This window comes from Nocardioides sp. P5_E3 (assembly GCF_054049275.1).
In genome coordinates this window covers 1-14,313 of record NZ_JBFUMR010000038.1, presented here as the reverse complement: position 1 = coordinate 14,313, position 14,313 = coordinate 1, and the positions used below count along the sequence as shown (strand labels likewise).

Sequence of the window (14,313 nt, the reverse complement as noted above, 5' to 3'; positions counted from 1 at the left end):
AGTGGCCCTGTGCCCACCGAGACCTCGCAGACGCTCGACCGAGGGCTGCGCGTCCTCCGCGTGCTGGCCGAGAGTCCCGAGGGCCTGACGGTCACCGAGCTCTCGAGCCGCCTCCAGGTCAACCGCACGGTCGTCTACCGGCTGATCAGCACCCTCGAGCAGCACGGGCTGGTCCGCCGCGACGCGCGCTCCCGGCTCTTCGTCGGGCTCGGCGTGCTGCACCTGGCCAGCGGCGTGCAGCCCCTCCTGCGCGACCTCGCCATGCCGGTGCTGCGCGGGCTCGCGGAGTCGCTGGGCTCCACCGCCCACCTCACCGTGGCGGACGGGGAGGAGGCGCTCGCGCTGGCCGTCGTCGAGCCCTCGTGGACCGACTTCCACGTGTCCTACCGGGTCGGCGCCCGCCACCCGCTGACGCAGGGCGCGGCCGGCAAGGCCATCGGGCTGGTGGAGCAGGACGAGGCGGCGTACGCCGTCACGAGCGGCGAGCTGCAGACCGGCGCCCGCGGCCTGGCCGCCCCCGTGCGGGGCGTCGAGGGCCTCCGCGCCAGCGTCGGCGTCGTGACGCTCGACGGCGCCATCGACGAGGACGTCGTGGCGCCCCAGGTGATCGCCGCGGCGGCTGCCGTCGCCGAACGGCTCAGGTGACCGCCGCCCGCGCGAGCGGGACCACCCGGTAGGGGATCTGCGTGGCCAGCGCGATCACGGTCGTCGAGCGGTCGATCCCCGGCTCGGTGAGCACCAGGTCGATCACCCGCTGCAGGTCGGCGTTGGAGCGCGCGACGACGCGCGCCCACATGTCGCCGGCGCCGGTGATCGTGTAGGCCTCGAGCACCTCGGGGATGCCGGCGAGGTGGGCGGCGACGGCGTCGTGGCCGCCGCGGTCGGCCGAGCCCTGGCGGATCTCGAGGGTGAGGAAGGCGGTGACGGGATACCCGATCGCCTCGGGGGAGAGGTCGGGTCCCCACCCGGTGATCACCCCGGCCGACACGAGCTTGTCCAGCCGCGCCTGGACGGTGCCCCGGGCGATGCCGAGCCGTCGGCTCGCCTCGAGCACGCCCAGCCGCGGCTCGGTGGCGAACAGATCGATCAACCTGCCGTCGATCGCGTCCATGAGTGCCCCTCGACTGTGCAACTTGTCCGACGTTTCGACGTACTGTTGCACACGTTGCCACAACTGGGCAGGGTTCGCCCCATGACGACTGACATCGCCTCGACCGGCGGCGCCCTGACCGTGGACGAGATGAAGGCCGACCTCTCGCTCGAGCAGCTGCGCCAGCTCGTCGGCCTCGTGGAGTACGACGCCGACGCCGACCCGTTCCCCGTGACCGGGTGGGACGCGATCTGCTTCGTGGTCGGCAACGCCACCCAGGCGGCCCACTACTACGCCTCGGCGTGGGGGATGGAGCTCATCGCCTACTCCGGCCCCGAGAACGGCAACCGCGACCACAAGTCCTACGTGCTCAAGTCCGGCTCCATCAAGTTCGTCGTGAGCGGCGCCGTCGCGCCCGACAGCGACCTCATCGCCCACCACTCCCGTCACGGCGACGGTGTCGTCGACATCGCCCTCGAGGTGCCCGACGTCGACCAGTGCATCGCGCAGGCCCGCAGGGCCGGCGCGACGGTCCTCGTGGAGCCGGAGACCGTGGCCGACGAGCACGGCAAGGTCCGCGTCGCCGCCATCGCGACCTACGGCGAGACCCGCCACACGCTCGTGCAGCGCACCGTCGACGGCGAGACGTACGCCGGCCCCTACCTCCCCGGCTACGTGACCGTCGAGCCGCGCTGGGAGAAGAAGGACGGCCAGCCCAAGCGCCTGTTCCAGGCCCTCGACCACATCGTCGGCAACGTCGAGCTCGGCCGGATGGACGAGTGGGTCACCTTCTACAACAAGGTGATGGGCTTCGTGAACATGGCCGAGTTCATCGGTGACGACATCGCCACCGACTACTCCGCGCTGATGTCGAAGGTCGTCGCCAACGGCAACCACCGCGTGAAGTTCCCGCTCAACGAGCCCGCGATCGCGAAGAAGAAGTCGCAGATCGACGAGTACCTCGAGTTCTACAACGGCCCCGGCGCCCAGCACCTCGCCGTGGCGACCGGCGACATCCTCGCCAGCGTCGACGCGCTCCGCGCCAACGGCGTCGAGTTCCTCAACACGCCCGACTCCTACTACTCGGACCCCGAGCTGCGCGCCCGCATCGGCGAGGTGCGCGTCCCGATCGAGGAGCTGCAGAAGCGCGGCATCCTGGTCGACCGCGACGAGGACGGCTACCTCCTCCAGATCTTCACCAAGCCCCTCGGCGACCGGCCCACCGTGTTCTTCGAGCTCATCGAGCGCCACGGCTCCCTCGGCTTCGGCAAGGGCAACTTCAAGGCACTGTTCGAGGCCATCGAGCGCGAGCAGGACGCCCGCGGCAACCTGTGACGTGACGCCAGGCTGACGGCCACCCGAGCGGTGTCCCACCCACATTCCTGAGGCACGGGAGGTGGCTGGGGCACCGCTCGAGCCGTCTGTCCGGCGTGTCGTCGCTCGGGCGGTGCCCTGGCCACATTCGCAGCGCGCGAAACGTGGCTGGGGCACCGCTCGGCCGCGGCCCTAGGCTGAGGCGCATGATGATCCGACCGGCCGAGCTGGCCGCGATCAAGGCCGGCACGCTCGACCTGGCCTTCCGCCGGTGGGCCAAGCCGCGCGTCGTCGTCGGCACCCGGATGCGCACGGGCGTCGGGGTCATCGAGGTGACGAGCCTGGAGCAGGTCAGCGTGTCGAGCCTGCGCGCGGACGACGCCCGCCGTGCCGGTGCACCCTCGCTGGGGGCGCTCAAGAAGGCGCTGTCGGCGCGCTCGGAGGACCCCGCCTGGCGGATCGGGCTGGCGTACGCCGGTCCCGACCCGCGCGAGGCGCTACGGGCCGCCGTGCCGGACGCCGACGAGCTCGCGACGATCACCGCCCGGCTCGACCGCCTCGACGCCGCGTCGTCGTACGGCGCGTGGACGCGCGAGACGCTCGACCTGATCGACCTCAACCCGACCGTGCGCGCTCCCGACCTGGCCGCCCGGGTGGGGCGCGAGACGGCGGACTTCAAGAAGGACGTGCGCAAGCTCAAGGAGCTCGGCCTCACCGAGTCGCTCGCCATCGGCTACCTGCTGTCCCCGCGCGGCGAGGCGGTCGTCGACGCCGGCCTCCCGGCGCCGCGCCAGCGCGGACCCCGCGAGACCGGGACGCCGCTGCCGAGGAACATCGGTGCCCCCGCCACGCGCGCGCTGCGCGAGGTCGGGGTGACGACGCTGGAGCAGGTGGCGTCGTACTCCGCAGCGCAGCTCGACGCGATGCACGGCGTCGGGCCGGTCGCGATCGCGCGGCTCGGCGAGGCGCTGGCCGAGCGGGGGAGCGGGCTCGCGGGCGACTAGGCCAGGTCGCCGACGAGCTCACTCTCCGCCTCGACCACGCCGTGGTGCGCCGGGTCGGAGTCGAGGGCCGCCGCGATGGTGCGCGAACCGGCGGCCACGACGACCACCCCGATCGCGACGGCGGCGGCGCCGAACCAGAACGGCGCGTGCAGGTCGACCCGCTCCGCGAGCTTCAGGGCGACGAAGGGACCGACGGCGCCGCCGGTGAAGCGGACGAAGGAGTAGGCGGCCGAGGCCACCGGCCGCTCCACCGGAGCGGCACCCATGACGGCCTCGGTCACCAGGGTGTTGGTCACGCCCAGGAAGGCTCCGGCGACCACGATGCCGGCGGTCACGACCGTCTCGTTGCCCGCGCCGATGGCCATCGCGGCCAGGTCGAGCGAGAAGAGCGCGAGGACCGCGGTGAGCGTGGGCAGGGTGCCGAAGCGTCGCTGCAGCACTGGGGCGAGCCACACGGATGCGATGGCCAGCAGCAGGCCCCAGCCGAAGAAGGTCCAGCCGATGCCCATGATCGAGTAGGTGGGCAGGGCGAACGGCCCGGCGGCCATGAGCGTGAAGAAGCCGAGGTTGTAGAAGATCGCGACCAGGGCCAGCAGGAGCAGCGCCCGGTGCCGCAGCGCGCGGAACGGGTCGAGCAGCGACGTACGCCGTCCGGTCGGGGGCGTTGAGGGGAGGAAGAATGCGGTCGCGACGAGGGCGACGGTCATCAGGGCCGAGACGCCGAAGAAAGGCCCACGCCACGACACCTCGCCGAGGAGGCCGCCGATGAGCGGACCCGACGCGATGCCGAGGCCGAGAGCCGCCTCGAAGAGGATGATGGCCTGGCCCACCGGGCCGGCCGACGCACTGACGATCGTCGCGAGGGCGGTCGCGACGAAGAGGGCGTTGCCCAGGCCCCATCCCGCCCGGAATCCGATCACCGCGCCCACGCTGTCCGAGAAGCCGGCCAGGGCGGCGGAGACGATGATGAGGGCGAGACCGGCGAGCAGGGTGCGCTTGGGCCCGATCCGGCTGGAGACCACACCGGTCACCAGCATCGAGACGCCCATGACGGCCATGTAGCTCGTGAAGAGCAGCGAGACCTGGCTCGGGCTGGCCTCGAGCTGCGCGGCGATCTCCTTGAGGATCGGGTCGACGAGGCCGATGCCCATGAAGGCGATGACGCACGCGAAGGCCACGGCCCACACGGCGCGCGGCTGGCGAAGGATCGACGGGCTGCTCACAGGATGTCCTCCTGGGGGTTCGGGCGGAGGATGTCGCGCATGACCGCGACGGCGGTGGCGACCTCCTCGGCGGTGTGGTGGGTGTCGGCGAGGCGGGCGGTCACCAGCTCGGCGTTGCTCCGGCGGACGCGCGCGAGCTCGGCGTGACCGGCGTCGGTGAGGTCGACGACCTGTGCCCGGCCGTCGGTCGGGTGGGGACGCCGACTCACCAGGCCCTGCTCCTCCAGCCCCTTGACCGTGGCGGTCATGGTCGGCTGGCTGCACCGGTCGGCGACGGCGAGCGCGGTGACGCCGGACGGCCCGAGCTCGTCGAGGATCGACAGCACGCGGGCCCCGCCGGGGTGCTCGACCTCGCGGCGCACTGCGCGGGTCAGTCGTGCCGACAGCACGACGAGGTCGCTCGCGAGCTCCCGGAACGCCGGATCGGGATCGATGGGAGAAGTACTCACTCCTCGATAGTTACATAGGAGTCCTATGTAAATCCATCACGGGACATGGGACCCGCATCACACTGTCCCGCTCGGGTGATCGGTCCTCAGTGCGCGATCAGGCCCACGCCGAGGGTGCCCATCACCACGGCGATCCCCGAGTCGAGGACGCGCCAGGCGCCGGGGCGGGCGAAGAGGCCGCGCAGCAGACGGGCGCCGTAGCCCAGGCCGAAGAACCACAGCAGGCTCGCGACGAGGGTGCCGGTCAGGAACCACCAGCGGTCGGTGCCGAAGCTGTTGGCGACCGTGCCGAGCATGAGCACGGCGTCGAGGTAGAAGTGCGGGTTGAGCCAGGTCAGGGCGAGGGTCAGCAGCACCGCCCGGCCGGCGGTGAGCGACGTCGACTCGCCTTCCTCGAGCGCCGCCGGTCGCCACGCGCGCATCGCTGCGTGCACGCCGAAGGCGATCAGGTAGAGCCCGCCGAGCAGCTGGGCCACCGGAAGGATCCCGGGCCAGCGCTCGAGCACGACGCCCAGGCCGGCCACGCCCGCAGTGATCGCGACGACGTCCGAGACCAGGCAGGTCAGCACGATCGGCAGGACGTGCTCGCCGCGGATCCCTTGACGCAGGAGGAACGCGTTCTGTGCGCCGATGGCGACGATGAGGGCGAGTCCGGTGAGCAGACCGGTGAGAGCAACCTGGAACATGAGGACAACGCTAGGTCGCTGCGAGTGTTCAATCCAGCGAAGGATTCTGAGCAATCATTAGGATGTCTAAGTATGAAAGACATCACCCAGCTCGACCCTGTGGCCCTGCGCACACTTGCGGTCGCCGTACGGCTCGGCACCTTCGAGGCAGCCGCCCGCGAGCTGCACGTCACGCCCTCCGCGGTGAGCCAGCGGATCAAGGCGCTCGAGACCAGGATCGGCCGCGTCCTGCTGCACCGGGTCAAGCCGCTGGAGCCCACCGAGGCCGGTCTGGTGCTGGTCCGCCTGGCCACGCAGACCGAGCTCCTGGAGCGGGAGGCCGTCGCCGAGCTGGTCGAGGAGCCCGACGCGAGCGGGACGTCGTACGCCTCGCTCCCGATCGCGGTCAACGCGGACGCGCTCTACGGGTGGTTCGTCGACGCCCTCGCCGAGGTGCAGTCGCGGCACCGCGTGGTGTTCGAGGTGGTGCGCGAGGACCACACCCGCACCGCGGAGCGGCTGCGCCGCGGTGAGGTGGTCGCGGCGATCACCGGTGAGCCCAGGCCGGTGCCGGGGTGCCGGGTGGTGCGCCTCGGTCGGCTCCGGTACGCCGCGGTCGCCACCCGCGACTTCCACGGCACCCACTTCGCCGACGGCGTGGGGTCCGGCACGCTCGGCGAGGCGCCGATCGTGGCCTTCGACCGCAGCGACTCGCTGCAGCACGACTTCATCCGCCGGGTCACCCGCCGTCACCTCGCGCCGCCGGTGACCTACCTGCCGTCGGTGCGCGAGTTCGACCGCGCGATCCGGGTGGGCATGGGGTGGGGGCTCCTGCCGGAGTCCGACGTCGTCGACGAGCTCGACCGCGGCGAGCTCGTCGAGCTGGTGCCGGGCCGGCGGCCCGAGGTGCCGCTGTTCTGGCAGCACTGGCGGCTCGGGTCCGCGCTGGTCGACGACCTCACCGACGCTGTCGTGGGTGCGGCACGCGGCTGGATGGCTGGCTGAGCCCGGCCCGCGGCCGCTCGGACAAGATGTGGTGATTCCCCTGACAGCCACCGGAGCCGGACCTAGGCTCCGAGCGAGATCGAGCACGGAGCTCGTCACGACCTGATCGGGGAAACCCAGTGGCACGTCGTCGGAGCGCAACGTGGGCGTCCGCCCTCTGCGTCGGTCTGGTGCTCACCCTCAACGCCTGCGGTGGGTCCGGCGAGGCCGCCGCCACCAAGGGCGACGACTTCATGCTGGAGGGCGAGAAGCTCGAGGCACTCAACGGCCAGGTCGCCAAGATGGGCATCGTGGAGTGGCACGGCCAGCTGCTCACCAAGAACCCCGACACCGGGGGCAAGCGCATCTTCGACCTCGACGGCCGCTACAGCCCCTCGACGGGCTACAGCGAGCTCTCGATGGACTCCGCGATCGGCGGTGACGTCCAGCAGGTCGACTACCTCGTCGTCGCAGGCCGCACCTACTTCAACAGCGACGTCTGGGGCCCCAACGCCGCGGACTGCTGGGCCGACATCACCGAGGACAAGGAGGGACGCAGCTGGGCGCTGCCGACCGACCTCGACCCGACCTGGCCCGTCACCGCTGCCCGGGCGGTCAAGCTCGCCGGCGACGGCGTCGCCGTCGGGGTGCCCGCCAAGGCCGTGCTGACCGGCATGCCGCGCGGGCTCTTCCCCGCGGTTCCGGTGGCCCTCGACGACATCGAAGCCAGGGCGGTCGTCACCCCCCACGGCCACCTGATCGAGGTGGGCGTGGACGTCCTGAACATGTGGAACGCCCTCCCCGAGGAGGAGCTCGCCGCCATCGACACCCGCAAGGCGGGCTGGTGGGCGATGACGATGATGGAGTCGCCGGACGGCGCGAGCATCACGCCGCCCAAGTACGTCTTCGACCCCGCCGTCACCCCGCCCAGCCAGTGCAAGCGGGGCTGACCGGCTGACCCACCGGCCACGGTGCGGCGCTAGAGCACCTTCGACAGGAACGACTGCGTCCGCTCGTGGCGCGGGTCGGCGAGCACCTCGCGCGGGTCGCCCTCCTCGACGATCACTCCGTCGTCCATGAAGACGAGGTTGTCGCCCACCTCGCGGGCGAAGCCCATCTCGTGGGTGACGACCATCATCGTCATGCCCTCGGAGGCCAGGTCCTTCATGACCGCCAGCACGTCGCCGACCAGCTCCGGGTCGAGCGCGGAGGTCGGCTCGTCGAAGAGCATCATGTCGGGGCTCATCGACAGCGCCCGGGCGATCGCGACGCGCTGCGACTGCCCTCCCGAGAGGTGGGCGGGGTAGGCCGACTCCTTCTCGGCCAGCCCGACCTTCGCCAGGTTGGCGCGAGCGATCTCGACCGCCTCGTCCTTCTTGCGGCCCTTGACCTTCTGCTGCGCGATGGTGAGGTTGCGCATCACCGTCATGTGCGGGAAGAGGTTGAACTGCTGGAACACCATCCCGATGCGCGAGCGCAGCTTGTCGACGTCGGCGTCGGGATCGGTGATCTCGTCGCCCTCGACGAAGATCTTGCCGCTGGTGGGGGTCTCGAGCATGTTGACGCAGCGCAGCAGCGTCGACTTGCCCGAGCCCGACGGTCCGATGACGCAGACGACCTGGCCTTGACCGACGTGGAAGTCGATGCCCTTGAGCACCTCGTTGTCGCCGAAGTACTTGTGCAGGTCCTGCACGTCGATCGCGGCAGCAGCCCGGTCGGCCGAGCGGTGGGTGGGGTGGGTGGTCATCAGCGGGCCCTCTCCGAGCGGCTCTCCATGCGGCGTACGACGATCGACAGCGGCACCGTGATCAGCAGGTAGCACAGGCCGATCACGATGATCGGGGTGAGGTTCGAGGCGGAGTTCATGGCCTCGCGGCCGAACTTGGTGAGCTCGTAGCCGGACAGTGCGAGACCGAGGATGTAGACGAGCGAGGAGTCCTTCGTCAGCAGGATCAGCTCGTTGGTCAAGGGCGGGAGGATGATGCGGAACGCCTGCGGCACGACCACGCTGATCATGGCCCTGCTGTGCGACATGCCGAGCGACCGCGCAGCCTCCATCTGCCCCTTCGGCACCGCCTGGATGCCGGCGCGGATGGTCTCCGCCATGTAGGCGCCGCCGACGAGGCCGAGGGCGAGGGTGACGACCCCCAGGTTGCCGAAGGGGATCTCGTAGCGGGGAAAGGCGAGGTTGAAGCCCACGCTGAGCGCGATGAAGACGACCAGCGCGGGCAGCCCACGGAACAGCTCGATGATGCCGGTCGCGATCCACCGGTAGGGCCCCACGCTCGACAGGCGCATGAGTGCCAGCACCAGCCCGAGCACGAGCCCGAAGGTGAAGCCGCACGCGGTGTAGATGATCGTGTTCTTGAGCGCGATGGTGATGACGTCGGGGAACTGCTCCTTGACCAGCTCCCAGTTCCAGAAGGCCCGCTGGATCTGCTCCCAGTCGGCGATGAACGCGATGGCCAGCAGCACGACCACCAGCACGGCGTACTGGACGTAGCGCCACCGGGCTGCACGCTGACGGGGACTCGCCATGGGCTCACATCACCTTGGTCGGGAGGGGCTGGGGAGGCGTCACTGGGTGGGGGCGGTGCCGAACCACTTCTCGTAGACCGCGTCGTAGTCGTCGCTCGCGATGCCGTCGTTGATGGCGGCGAGCAGCTCGTCGTTGCCGCCCTTCTTCACCGAGAAGCCGTACTCCTCGCCCGTCTCGAACTCGGTGACCACCTCGACGTCGTCGTTCTGGCTGACGAAGTAGTTGAGCAGACCGTTGTCGTTGACGCCGGCGTCGGTCTTGCCGGTCCGGACTGCCTGCTGCATCAGGGAGGAGTCCTCGAAGGAGATGATCTCCGCGTCGTCGGGGGCGTTCTCCCGCACGTAGTCGGCGCCGGTCGTGCCGTCCTGCACCGCGATCTTCTTGCCGGCCAGGTCCTCGAGCGAGGTGATGCCGGAGCCGGTCTTGGTCATCAGGGCCTGCGTGGCCTTGAAGTAGGGGTCGGTGAAGTCCATGACCGCGGCGCGCTCGTCGTTGATCGTCATGGCACCGGCCCCGACGTCGCACTGCCCGGTGTTGAGGGCCTCGCCCGTCGTGATCGTCTCCCACGCGACGTCGAGGACCTCGGTCTCGAGCCCCTCGTTCTCGGCGGCGATCTCCAGCACGCCCGGGTCGAAGCCGACGACCTCGCCGCCCTCAGTGAACTCGAAGGGCTCGTAGGGGAGGTGGGTGCAGATGGTCAGGGTGCCGTCCTTGACCAGCTCGATGCCCGACTCGGTGGTCGTGGAGGTGTCGTCCTTGGCGCACCCGCTGATGGTGAGGGCGAGGGCGGCAGCGCTGACGACGGTGGCGAGAGCTCGAGTCTTCATGGGTCTCACCCTAGACCTGACCGACCACGGTTCCCGGCAGGCATACTCCCGGTGTGCCCACCTACGTCGCCTTCCTGCGCGCCATCAACCTCGGCGCGAAGCGCAAGTTCCCCAAGGACGCCATCAAGGCCGCGACGGAGGCGGCAGGTGGCCGGGACGTGGAGACCTACATCAACACCGGCAACGTCCGCCTGACCCACTCGGCACGCTCGGTGGCGAAGGTGCAGGCGGCGCTGGAGGAGGCGTACGCCGCGGCGGCCGGGTTCGAGGTCCCGACGATCGTCTTCACCACGAAGGACCTCGCCGCGCTCACCGCCAGGGCCGAGGAGCTGCACGCCGAGCACGACCCGGCGGGCCAGCACTACGTCACGCTCTACTCCGCCGCCCCGACCGCCGCGGCCGCCGCGGCCGTCGAGGCCGCCCACGCGCTCGAGCACGAGGGGGAGACCGTGGTGGTCGACGGCCGTGCCGCCTACGTCCTGCTCGAGGGCAACATCCACACCTCGAAGGTCCTGGCGTCGAAGGAGGTCACGGCGCTCGGGAAGGGCACCGCGCGCACCGTGAAGGTGCTGCGCACCGTCACCGAGAAGTGGTGCTGACCAGCGGGATCGGGTGGGCGGTCAGGCGATCTCGACGCCGGCGCCGGCCAGCTCGGTGATCGCGGCGGCCGTGGACTCCTCGGCCACACCGGCGCACAGGGCGGTCAGCACCCGCGTGGTGAACCCCTCGCCGGCGCTGTGGAGCGCCGTGGCGCGCACGCAGTGGTCCGTGGCGATGCCGCACACGTCGACCTCCTCCACCTGGCGGGCCCGCAGCCAGTCGGTCAGCGGGTCGCCCGACGACGTACGCCCCTCGAAGCCGCTGTAGGCCGCCTCGTGCTCGCCCTTGTAGAAGACCTCGTCGAAGGGCTGCGGGTCGAGGTTGGGGTGGAACGCGGCCCCCTCGGTGCCGACCTTGCAGTGCACCGGCCACGAGTCGACGAAGTCGGGCTTGAGCGACCAGTGCGACCCCGGGTCGACGTGGTGGTCCTTGGTGGCGACGACGACGTCGTACGCCGGCGCGTCGTCGGCCTGCGAGTGCCAGCGGTGCAGCAGGTCGTTGATGCCCGCCGCCACGCTGGCGCCGCCCGGGACGGGCAGCGAGCCGCCCTCGCAGAAGTCGTTCTGGACGTCGACGACGATCAGGGCTCGAGCCATGTGCCGAGGCTAGCGGTGCACGGACGTCGGGGCAGCCCTCCCCACCCCGTGGGAAGGCTGCCCCGTGTCCCGGCCCCTGGGCCCCGGGTCAGCGGCGGGTCGCCGTGACGATCCGGTACTCCCAGTCGCAGACCAGGCCGTCGCCCTCACCGCGGTCGTGCGACTCGGCGAGCGCGATGAGGTCGGCTCGGAGCGCGGCGCGCCCCTCGTCGTCCAGCCGGCTCGCTGCCGCGAAGGTGGGTCCGTAGTAGGTGAGGAACAGGTCGGCGAACGCGGCGCCGTCGGTGAAGCGCTGGGTGACCGTGGCGGTCACGGAGCCCACGTCGGTGACACCGTCACCGAGCAGGCCGGCGACGACCTCCTCGGTGCCCCAGCGGGTGGGGGGCTGCGCGCCCGGCGGGGGCGACACGTGCGCGCCGACCGTGCGGAGGATGCCGCCGACGAAGCCCTCGGGCGTCCAGCTCGCGAGCCCGATGCGCCCGCCGGGGCGGGTCACCCGGACCAGCTCGCGCGCGGCCGCGTCGTGGTCGGCGGCGAACATGACACCGATGGCGGACAGGACGACGTCGAACGAGGCGTCCTCCTGGGGGAGGTGCTCGGCGTCGGCCTCGGCCAGCTCGACGACCAGGTCCTCGGCCTCCGCGCGGCGGCGGGCGATCTCGAGGAGCCCGGGCACGTAGTCGATGCCGACCGACTCGGCCGACCGGCGTGCGGCGGCGAGGGCGACGTGGCCGGTGCCGGTCGCGACGTCGAGCACCCGTTCGTTCGGACTGACCCCGACGTGGTCCACGAGGTGCTCGGACACCGGGACCGTCAGGGCGGCGATCTTGTTGTAGTCGCCGCTGCTCCAGACCTTCTGCTGCTTGTCGCGCAGCTCGGTGAGGTCCGGGGTGCCGGTCGTGGTGCTGCTGGTGGTGGTGCTGGTCATGCTGGTTCCTTTCGTGGTGCCGTCCGGCGACTCCTGTGCGCCGGCGACGGACGTGGTGGCCGCGGAGACGTGCTCGAGCCGGAGTCCGGCCCGCCCCACCGCCTCGGTGACCAGGTCGACCGAGTCGGCCTCGTAGAGCAGGAAGCACGTCTCGTCCTCGGGGACGAAGAACGACTGCAGGTAGCGCACCGCCCGGCCCTCCCGGGTCAGGTCGGTGCCGGCCCGCTCCGCCACCGCGACGTGGTGCTTCGCGACGGCGTGGTCGCCCTGTGCGACGTAGAGCTCGACGAGGTACTCGGCCATGGCTCCACGGTCCTCGCCCGGGACGGGGTGCCGAAACTGCGGATGACCCGAGGAAATGACCCCGGGAACAACCCCAGTTGACAGGCGCGGGGCGGCTCAGCCGGTCGTGTCGTCGAGCTCCGCCAGGCGCTGCGCGAGCTCCATCCGGGACCGGATGCCGAGCTTGGTGTAGGCGTTGCGGAGGTGGAACTCGACCGTGCTGACGGTGACCACCAGCGTCCGCGCGATCTCCTTGTTGGCCAGCCCCTGCACGGCGAGGTCGGCCACCCGGCGCTCGGTGGTGGTGAGGCGCCCGGGGGAGCTCGGGCGGCGGGCGCCGACCCGCTCGAGGTCGGCGCGCGCGGCGTCGGCCCAGCCGGGAGCGCCCTGCTCCTCGAAGAGGCGCACCGCGCGCTCGAGGGAGTCGCGGGCGCCGCCCCACTTGCGCGCGCGTCGCTGCGCCCGGCCCAGCGCGAGCCAGGTCCTCGCCGCCTCGGCCGCGAGCCCGCGCTCGTCGTACGCCGTGGCGACCCCCGCCAGCGCCTGCGCCTCCTGGTCGGACCACGCGCCCGCGAGGGAGACCGTCGCGGCTCCGCGGGCGGCGGTGAGCCGGGCCCACGCGTGGTCCTGCAGGTCGGCGGCCTCGTGCAGCGCGTCGACGACCGTGCACGCGTCGTCGGGGTCGCCGGACTCGACGAGCGCCTCGACGAGGTCGGGGGCGGCGGGGAAGGCGCCGGGGTCGAGCACCCCCTGGTCGCGCGTGTGGGCCCAGACCGCGCGCAGGTGGCGGACCGCCTCCTCGGGACGGTGGTCGAGCAGGGCCGCCACCCCGAGCGCCCGCGTCGCCTCGAGCCAGTCCCAGCGGATCCCGGTCTCCTCGGCCTGCGCGACGGCGCGCTCGCCCCACTCACGCGCGTCGGAGGCGTCCCCGCGGCCGGCGGCCAGCAGGCTGCGACACCGCTCGTACATCGGCCAGTGGAGCAGGCTGCTGTCGAGCGACGTGGCCCACTCGTCGAGGAGCTCCTCGGCGTCGTCCCACCGGCCCAGGCGCAGCTCGAGCTCGCAGAGGTGGAGCCGGGCGAGGGCGTACGGATTGGGCTCGCCCCGGTCGGCGGCGAGCGAGCGGAACGCCTCGAACCGCTGCCGGGCGGGTCCCGGCTCCCCGCGCCACACGTGCTGCTGCCCGGCCACGCGCCCGGGCGTCCGGGCGAGGTACGTCGACCCGCTCGCGAGCGCCTCGTAGCGCTCGAGGAGGCCGTCGAGGGGTCGACCGCGCAACGCGGACGTCCAGACCCGGGTGTAGAGCGCGAGCCGCTGGTCGCCACCGGAGCCGGAGGCGGACGCGTCGACGGCCTCGGCCGCCCGCCCGTCGGCGACGGCGACGTTGCGGACCTCGATGACGGCCTCGTTCTCCGCGAGGTGGCAGAGCACCCGCAGGCGCAGGGCGTGGTCGTCGCCGGCCTCGTCGAGGGCGCGCTGGAGGAGCGCGAGGATGTCGTCGTTGCCGTGCACGACGCCGCCCGTGAGGAGCACGTGAGCCCGCACCCGGTCGGCCCGCGCGGGGAGGCCGGCCGCGCGAGGGGTGAGCAGCTCGGTCAGCCGCTGCTTCTCGCCGGCCATCTGCAGCAGCTTGGCCAGCAGCATCACCCGCTCCGCGTCGGCGTCGCCGGGCGGGGTGAGGCGCAGGGCGTGGCCGGCGAGGTCGGCGGCCAACCGGATCGAGCCGCGCGCGGACGCCCGCGCGACCGCCCCGTCGAGCCGGGCCGCGAGCGCCGGGTCGGGCTCGGTGGCGGCGAGAGCGAGGTGCAGCAC

General features: G+C 71.9%; 16 protein-coding genes. 6 read left to right on the top strand and 10 right to left on the bottom strand.

What is annotated here, in order from left to right; translation table 11 throughout:
* Positions 1–9: 9 nt before the first annotated feature.
* Positions 10–645 carry an IclR family transcriptional regulator gene (locus ACXJKB_RS19925; RefSeq protein WP_457191480.1) on the top strand — a complete coding sequence of 212 codons (636 nt, stop codon included), beginning with the start codon at positions 10–12 and terminating at the stop codon, positions 643–645.
* Here ACXJKB_RS19925 and ACXJKB_RS19920 read toward each other — a convergent pair.
* Positions 638–1,111 (bottom strand): Lrp/AsnC family transcriptional regulator, encoded by a 474-nt coding sequence (locus tag ACXJKB_RS19920; protein WP_457191478.1) that lies wholly within the window; start codon positions 1,109–1,111, stop codon positions 638–640. The two genes, ACXJKB_RS19925 and ACXJKB_RS19920, sit on opposite strands and share 8 nt — an antisense overlap.
* A gap of 81 nt (positions 1,112–1,192) precedes the next feature.
* Between ACXJKB_RS19920 and hppD the strand changes: the two genes are divergently transcribed.
* Positions 1,193–2,425 (top strand): 4-hydroxyphenylpyruvate dioxygenase, encoded by a 1,233-nt coding sequence (gene hppD / locus ACXJKB_RS19915; protein WP_457191476.1) that lies wholly within the window; start codon positions 1,193–1,195, stop codon positions 2,423–2,425.
* A 185-nt stretch (positions 2,426–2,610) separates the two neighbouring features.
* Complete coding sequence (locus ACXJKB_RS19910; protein WP_457191474.1) at positions 2,611–3,408, top strand: hypothetical protein; 798 nt, start codon at positions 2,611–2,613, stop codon at positions 3,406–3,408.
* On the opposite strand, the gene ACXJKB_RS19905 is transcribed toward ACXJKB_RS19910, so the two are convergent.
* The 3 genes from ACXJKB_RS19905 to ACXJKB_RS19895 all read right to left on the bottom strand — a co-directional run bounded on the left by ACXJKB_RS19905 (position 3,405) and on the right by ACXJKB_RS19895 (position 5,766).
* On the bottom strand, positions 3,405–4,631 hold the full coding sequence (locus ACXJKB_RS19905; RefSeq protein ID WP_457191472.1) for an MFS transporter: 1,227 nt from the start codon (positions 4,629–4,631) through the stop codon (positions 3,405–3,407). The two genes, ACXJKB_RS19910 and ACXJKB_RS19905, sit on opposite strands and share 4 nt — an antisense overlap.
* A complete protein-coding gene (locus tag ACXJKB_RS19900) occupies positions 4,628–5,080 on the bottom strand; it encodes a MarR family winged helix-turn-helix transcriptional regulator (RefSeq protein WP_457191470.1) in 453 nt (150 codons plus the stop codon). The genes ACXJKB_RS19905 and ACXJKB_RS19900 overlap by 4 nt, the downstream gene beginning before the upstream one ends.
* Positions 5,081–5,166: 86 nt before the next feature.
* Positions 5,167–5,766 carry a LysE/ArgO family amino acid transporter gene (locus ACXJKB_RS19895; protein ID WP_457191468.1) on the bottom strand — a complete coding sequence of 200 codons (600 nt, stop codon included), beginning with the start codon at positions 5,764–5,766 and terminating at the stop codon, positions 5,167–5,169.
* A gap of 72 nt (positions 5,767–5,838) precedes the next feature.
* On the opposite strand from ACXJKB_RS19895, the gene ACXJKB_RS19890 reads away from it, so the two are divergent.
* Both ACXJKB_RS19890 and ACXJKB_RS19885 read left to right on the top strand, forming a co-directional pair.
* Positions 5,839–6,750: a LysR family transcriptional regulator ArgP gene (locus tag ACXJKB_RS19890; protein ID WP_457191466.1), complete on the top strand. Its 912-nt coding sequence runs from the start codon at positions 5,839–5,841 to the stop codon at positions 6,748–6,750.
* Between the two features lie 170 nt (positions 6,751–6,920).
* Positions 6,921–7,679, top strand: a complete 759-nt coding sequence (locus ACXJKB_RS19885; protein ID WP_457191464.1) for a hypothetical protein — start codon at positions 6,921–6,923, stop codon at positions 7,677–7,679.
* A 29-nt stretch (positions 7,680–7,708) separates the two neighbouring features.
* On the opposite strand, the gene ACXJKB_RS19880 is transcribed toward ACXJKB_RS19885, so the two are convergent.
* The 3 genes from ACXJKB_RS19880 to ACXJKB_RS19870 are packed head-to-tail and all read right to left on the bottom strand — an operon-like array spanning position 7,709 to position 10,095.
* Entirely contained in the window at positions 7,709–8,476 is a 768-nt protein-coding gene (locus tag ACXJKB_RS19880; protein ID WP_457191462.1) for an amino acid ABC transporter ATP-binding protein, read from the bottom strand.
* Positions 8,476–9,267, bottom strand: a complete 792-nt coding sequence (locus ACXJKB_RS19875) for an amino acid ABC transporter permease (protein ID WP_457191460.1) — start codon at positions 9,265–9,267, stop codon at positions 8,476–8,478. Before ACXJKB_RS19875 ends, ACXJKB_RS19880 begins: the two co-directional genes overlap by 1 nt.
* A gap of 39 nt (positions 9,268–9,306) precedes the next feature.
* Positions 9,307–10,095: a transporter substrate-binding domain-containing protein gene (locus ACXJKB_RS19870; protein WP_457191458.1), complete on the bottom strand. Its 789-nt coding sequence runs from the start codon at positions 10,093–10,095 to the stop codon at positions 9,307–9,309.
* Between the two features lie 53 nt (positions 10,096–10,148).
* On the opposite strand from ACXJKB_RS19870, the gene ACXJKB_RS19865 reads away from it, so the two are divergent.
* A complete protein-coding gene (locus ACXJKB_RS19865) occupies positions 10,149–10,694 on the top strand; it encodes a DUF1697 domain-containing protein (RefSeq protein WP_457191456.1) in 546 nt (181 codons plus the stop codon).
* Positions 10,695–10,715: 21 nt separating this feature from the next.
* On the opposite strand, the gene ACXJKB_RS19860 is transcribed toward ACXJKB_RS19865, so the two are convergent.
* The 3 genes from ACXJKB_RS19860 to ACXJKB_RS19850 form a co-directional block, all read right to left on the bottom strand.
* Positions 10,716–11,291: an isochorismatase family protein gene (locus ACXJKB_RS19860; protein WP_457191454.1), complete on the bottom strand. Its 576-nt coding sequence runs from the start codon at positions 11,289–11,291 to the stop codon at positions 10,716–10,718.
* A gap of 88 nt (positions 11,292–11,379) precedes the next feature.
* Positions 11,380–12,522, bottom strand: a complete 1,143-nt coding sequence (locus ACXJKB_RS19855; RefSeq protein ID WP_457191452.1) for a methyltransferase domain-containing protein — start codon at positions 12,520–12,522, stop codon at positions 11,380–11,382.
* A gap of 96 nt (positions 12,523–12,618) precedes the next feature.
* On the bottom strand, positions 12,619–14,313 hold a 1,695-nt coding region (locus ACXJKB_RS19850), incomplete at its 5' end, for a LuxR C-terminal-related transcriptional regulator (RefSeq protein WP_457191450.1).

What these genes read in the sequence shown, in the direction of transcription:
- ACXJKB_RS19880 (WP_457191462.1), bottom strand. Translation starts at nt 8,476, where the DNA reads ATGACCACCCACCCCACCCACCGCTCGGCCGACCGGGCTGCTGCCGCG.
- ACXJKB_RS19860 (WP_457191454.1), bottom strand. Translation starts at nt 11,291, where the DNA reads ATGGCTCGAGCCCTGATCGTCGTCGACGTCCAGAACGACTTCTGCGAG.
- ACXJKB_RS19870 (WP_457191458.1), bottom strand. Translation starts at nt 10,095, where the DNA reads ATGAAGACTCGAGCTCTCGCCACCGTCGTCAGCGCTGCCGCCCTCGCC.
- ACXJKB_RS19910 (WP_457191474.1), top strand. Translation starts at nt 2,611, where the DNA reads ATGATGATCCGACCGGCCGAGCTGGCCGCGATCAAGGCCGGCACGCTC.
- ACXJKB_RS19895 (WP_457191468.1), bottom strand. Translation starts at nt 5,766, where the DNA reads ATGTTCCAGGTTGCTCTCACCGGTCTGCTCACCGGACTCGCCCTCATC.
- ACXJKB_RS19875 (WP_457191460.1), bottom strand. Translation starts at nt 9,267, where the DNA reads ATGGCGAGTCCCCGTCAGCGTGCAGCCCGGTGGCGCTACGTCCAGTAC.
- hppD (WP_457191476.1), top strand. Translation starts at nt 1,193, where the DNA reads ATGACGACTGACATCGCCTCGACCGGCGGCGCCCTGACCGTGGACGAG.
- ACXJKB_RS19920 (WP_457191478.1), bottom strand. Translation starts at nt 1,111, where the DNA reads ATGGACGCGATCGACGGCAGGTTGATCGATCTGTTCGCCACCGAGCCG.
- ACXJKB_RS19855 (WP_457191452.1), bottom strand. Translation starts at nt 12,522, where the DNA reads ATGGCCGAGTACCTCGTCGAGCTCTACGTCGCACAGGGCGACCACGCC.
- ACXJKB_RS19890 (WP_457191466.1), top strand. Translation starts at nt 5,839, where the DNA reads ATGAAAGACATCACCCAGCTCGACCCTGTGGCCCTGCGCACACTTGCG.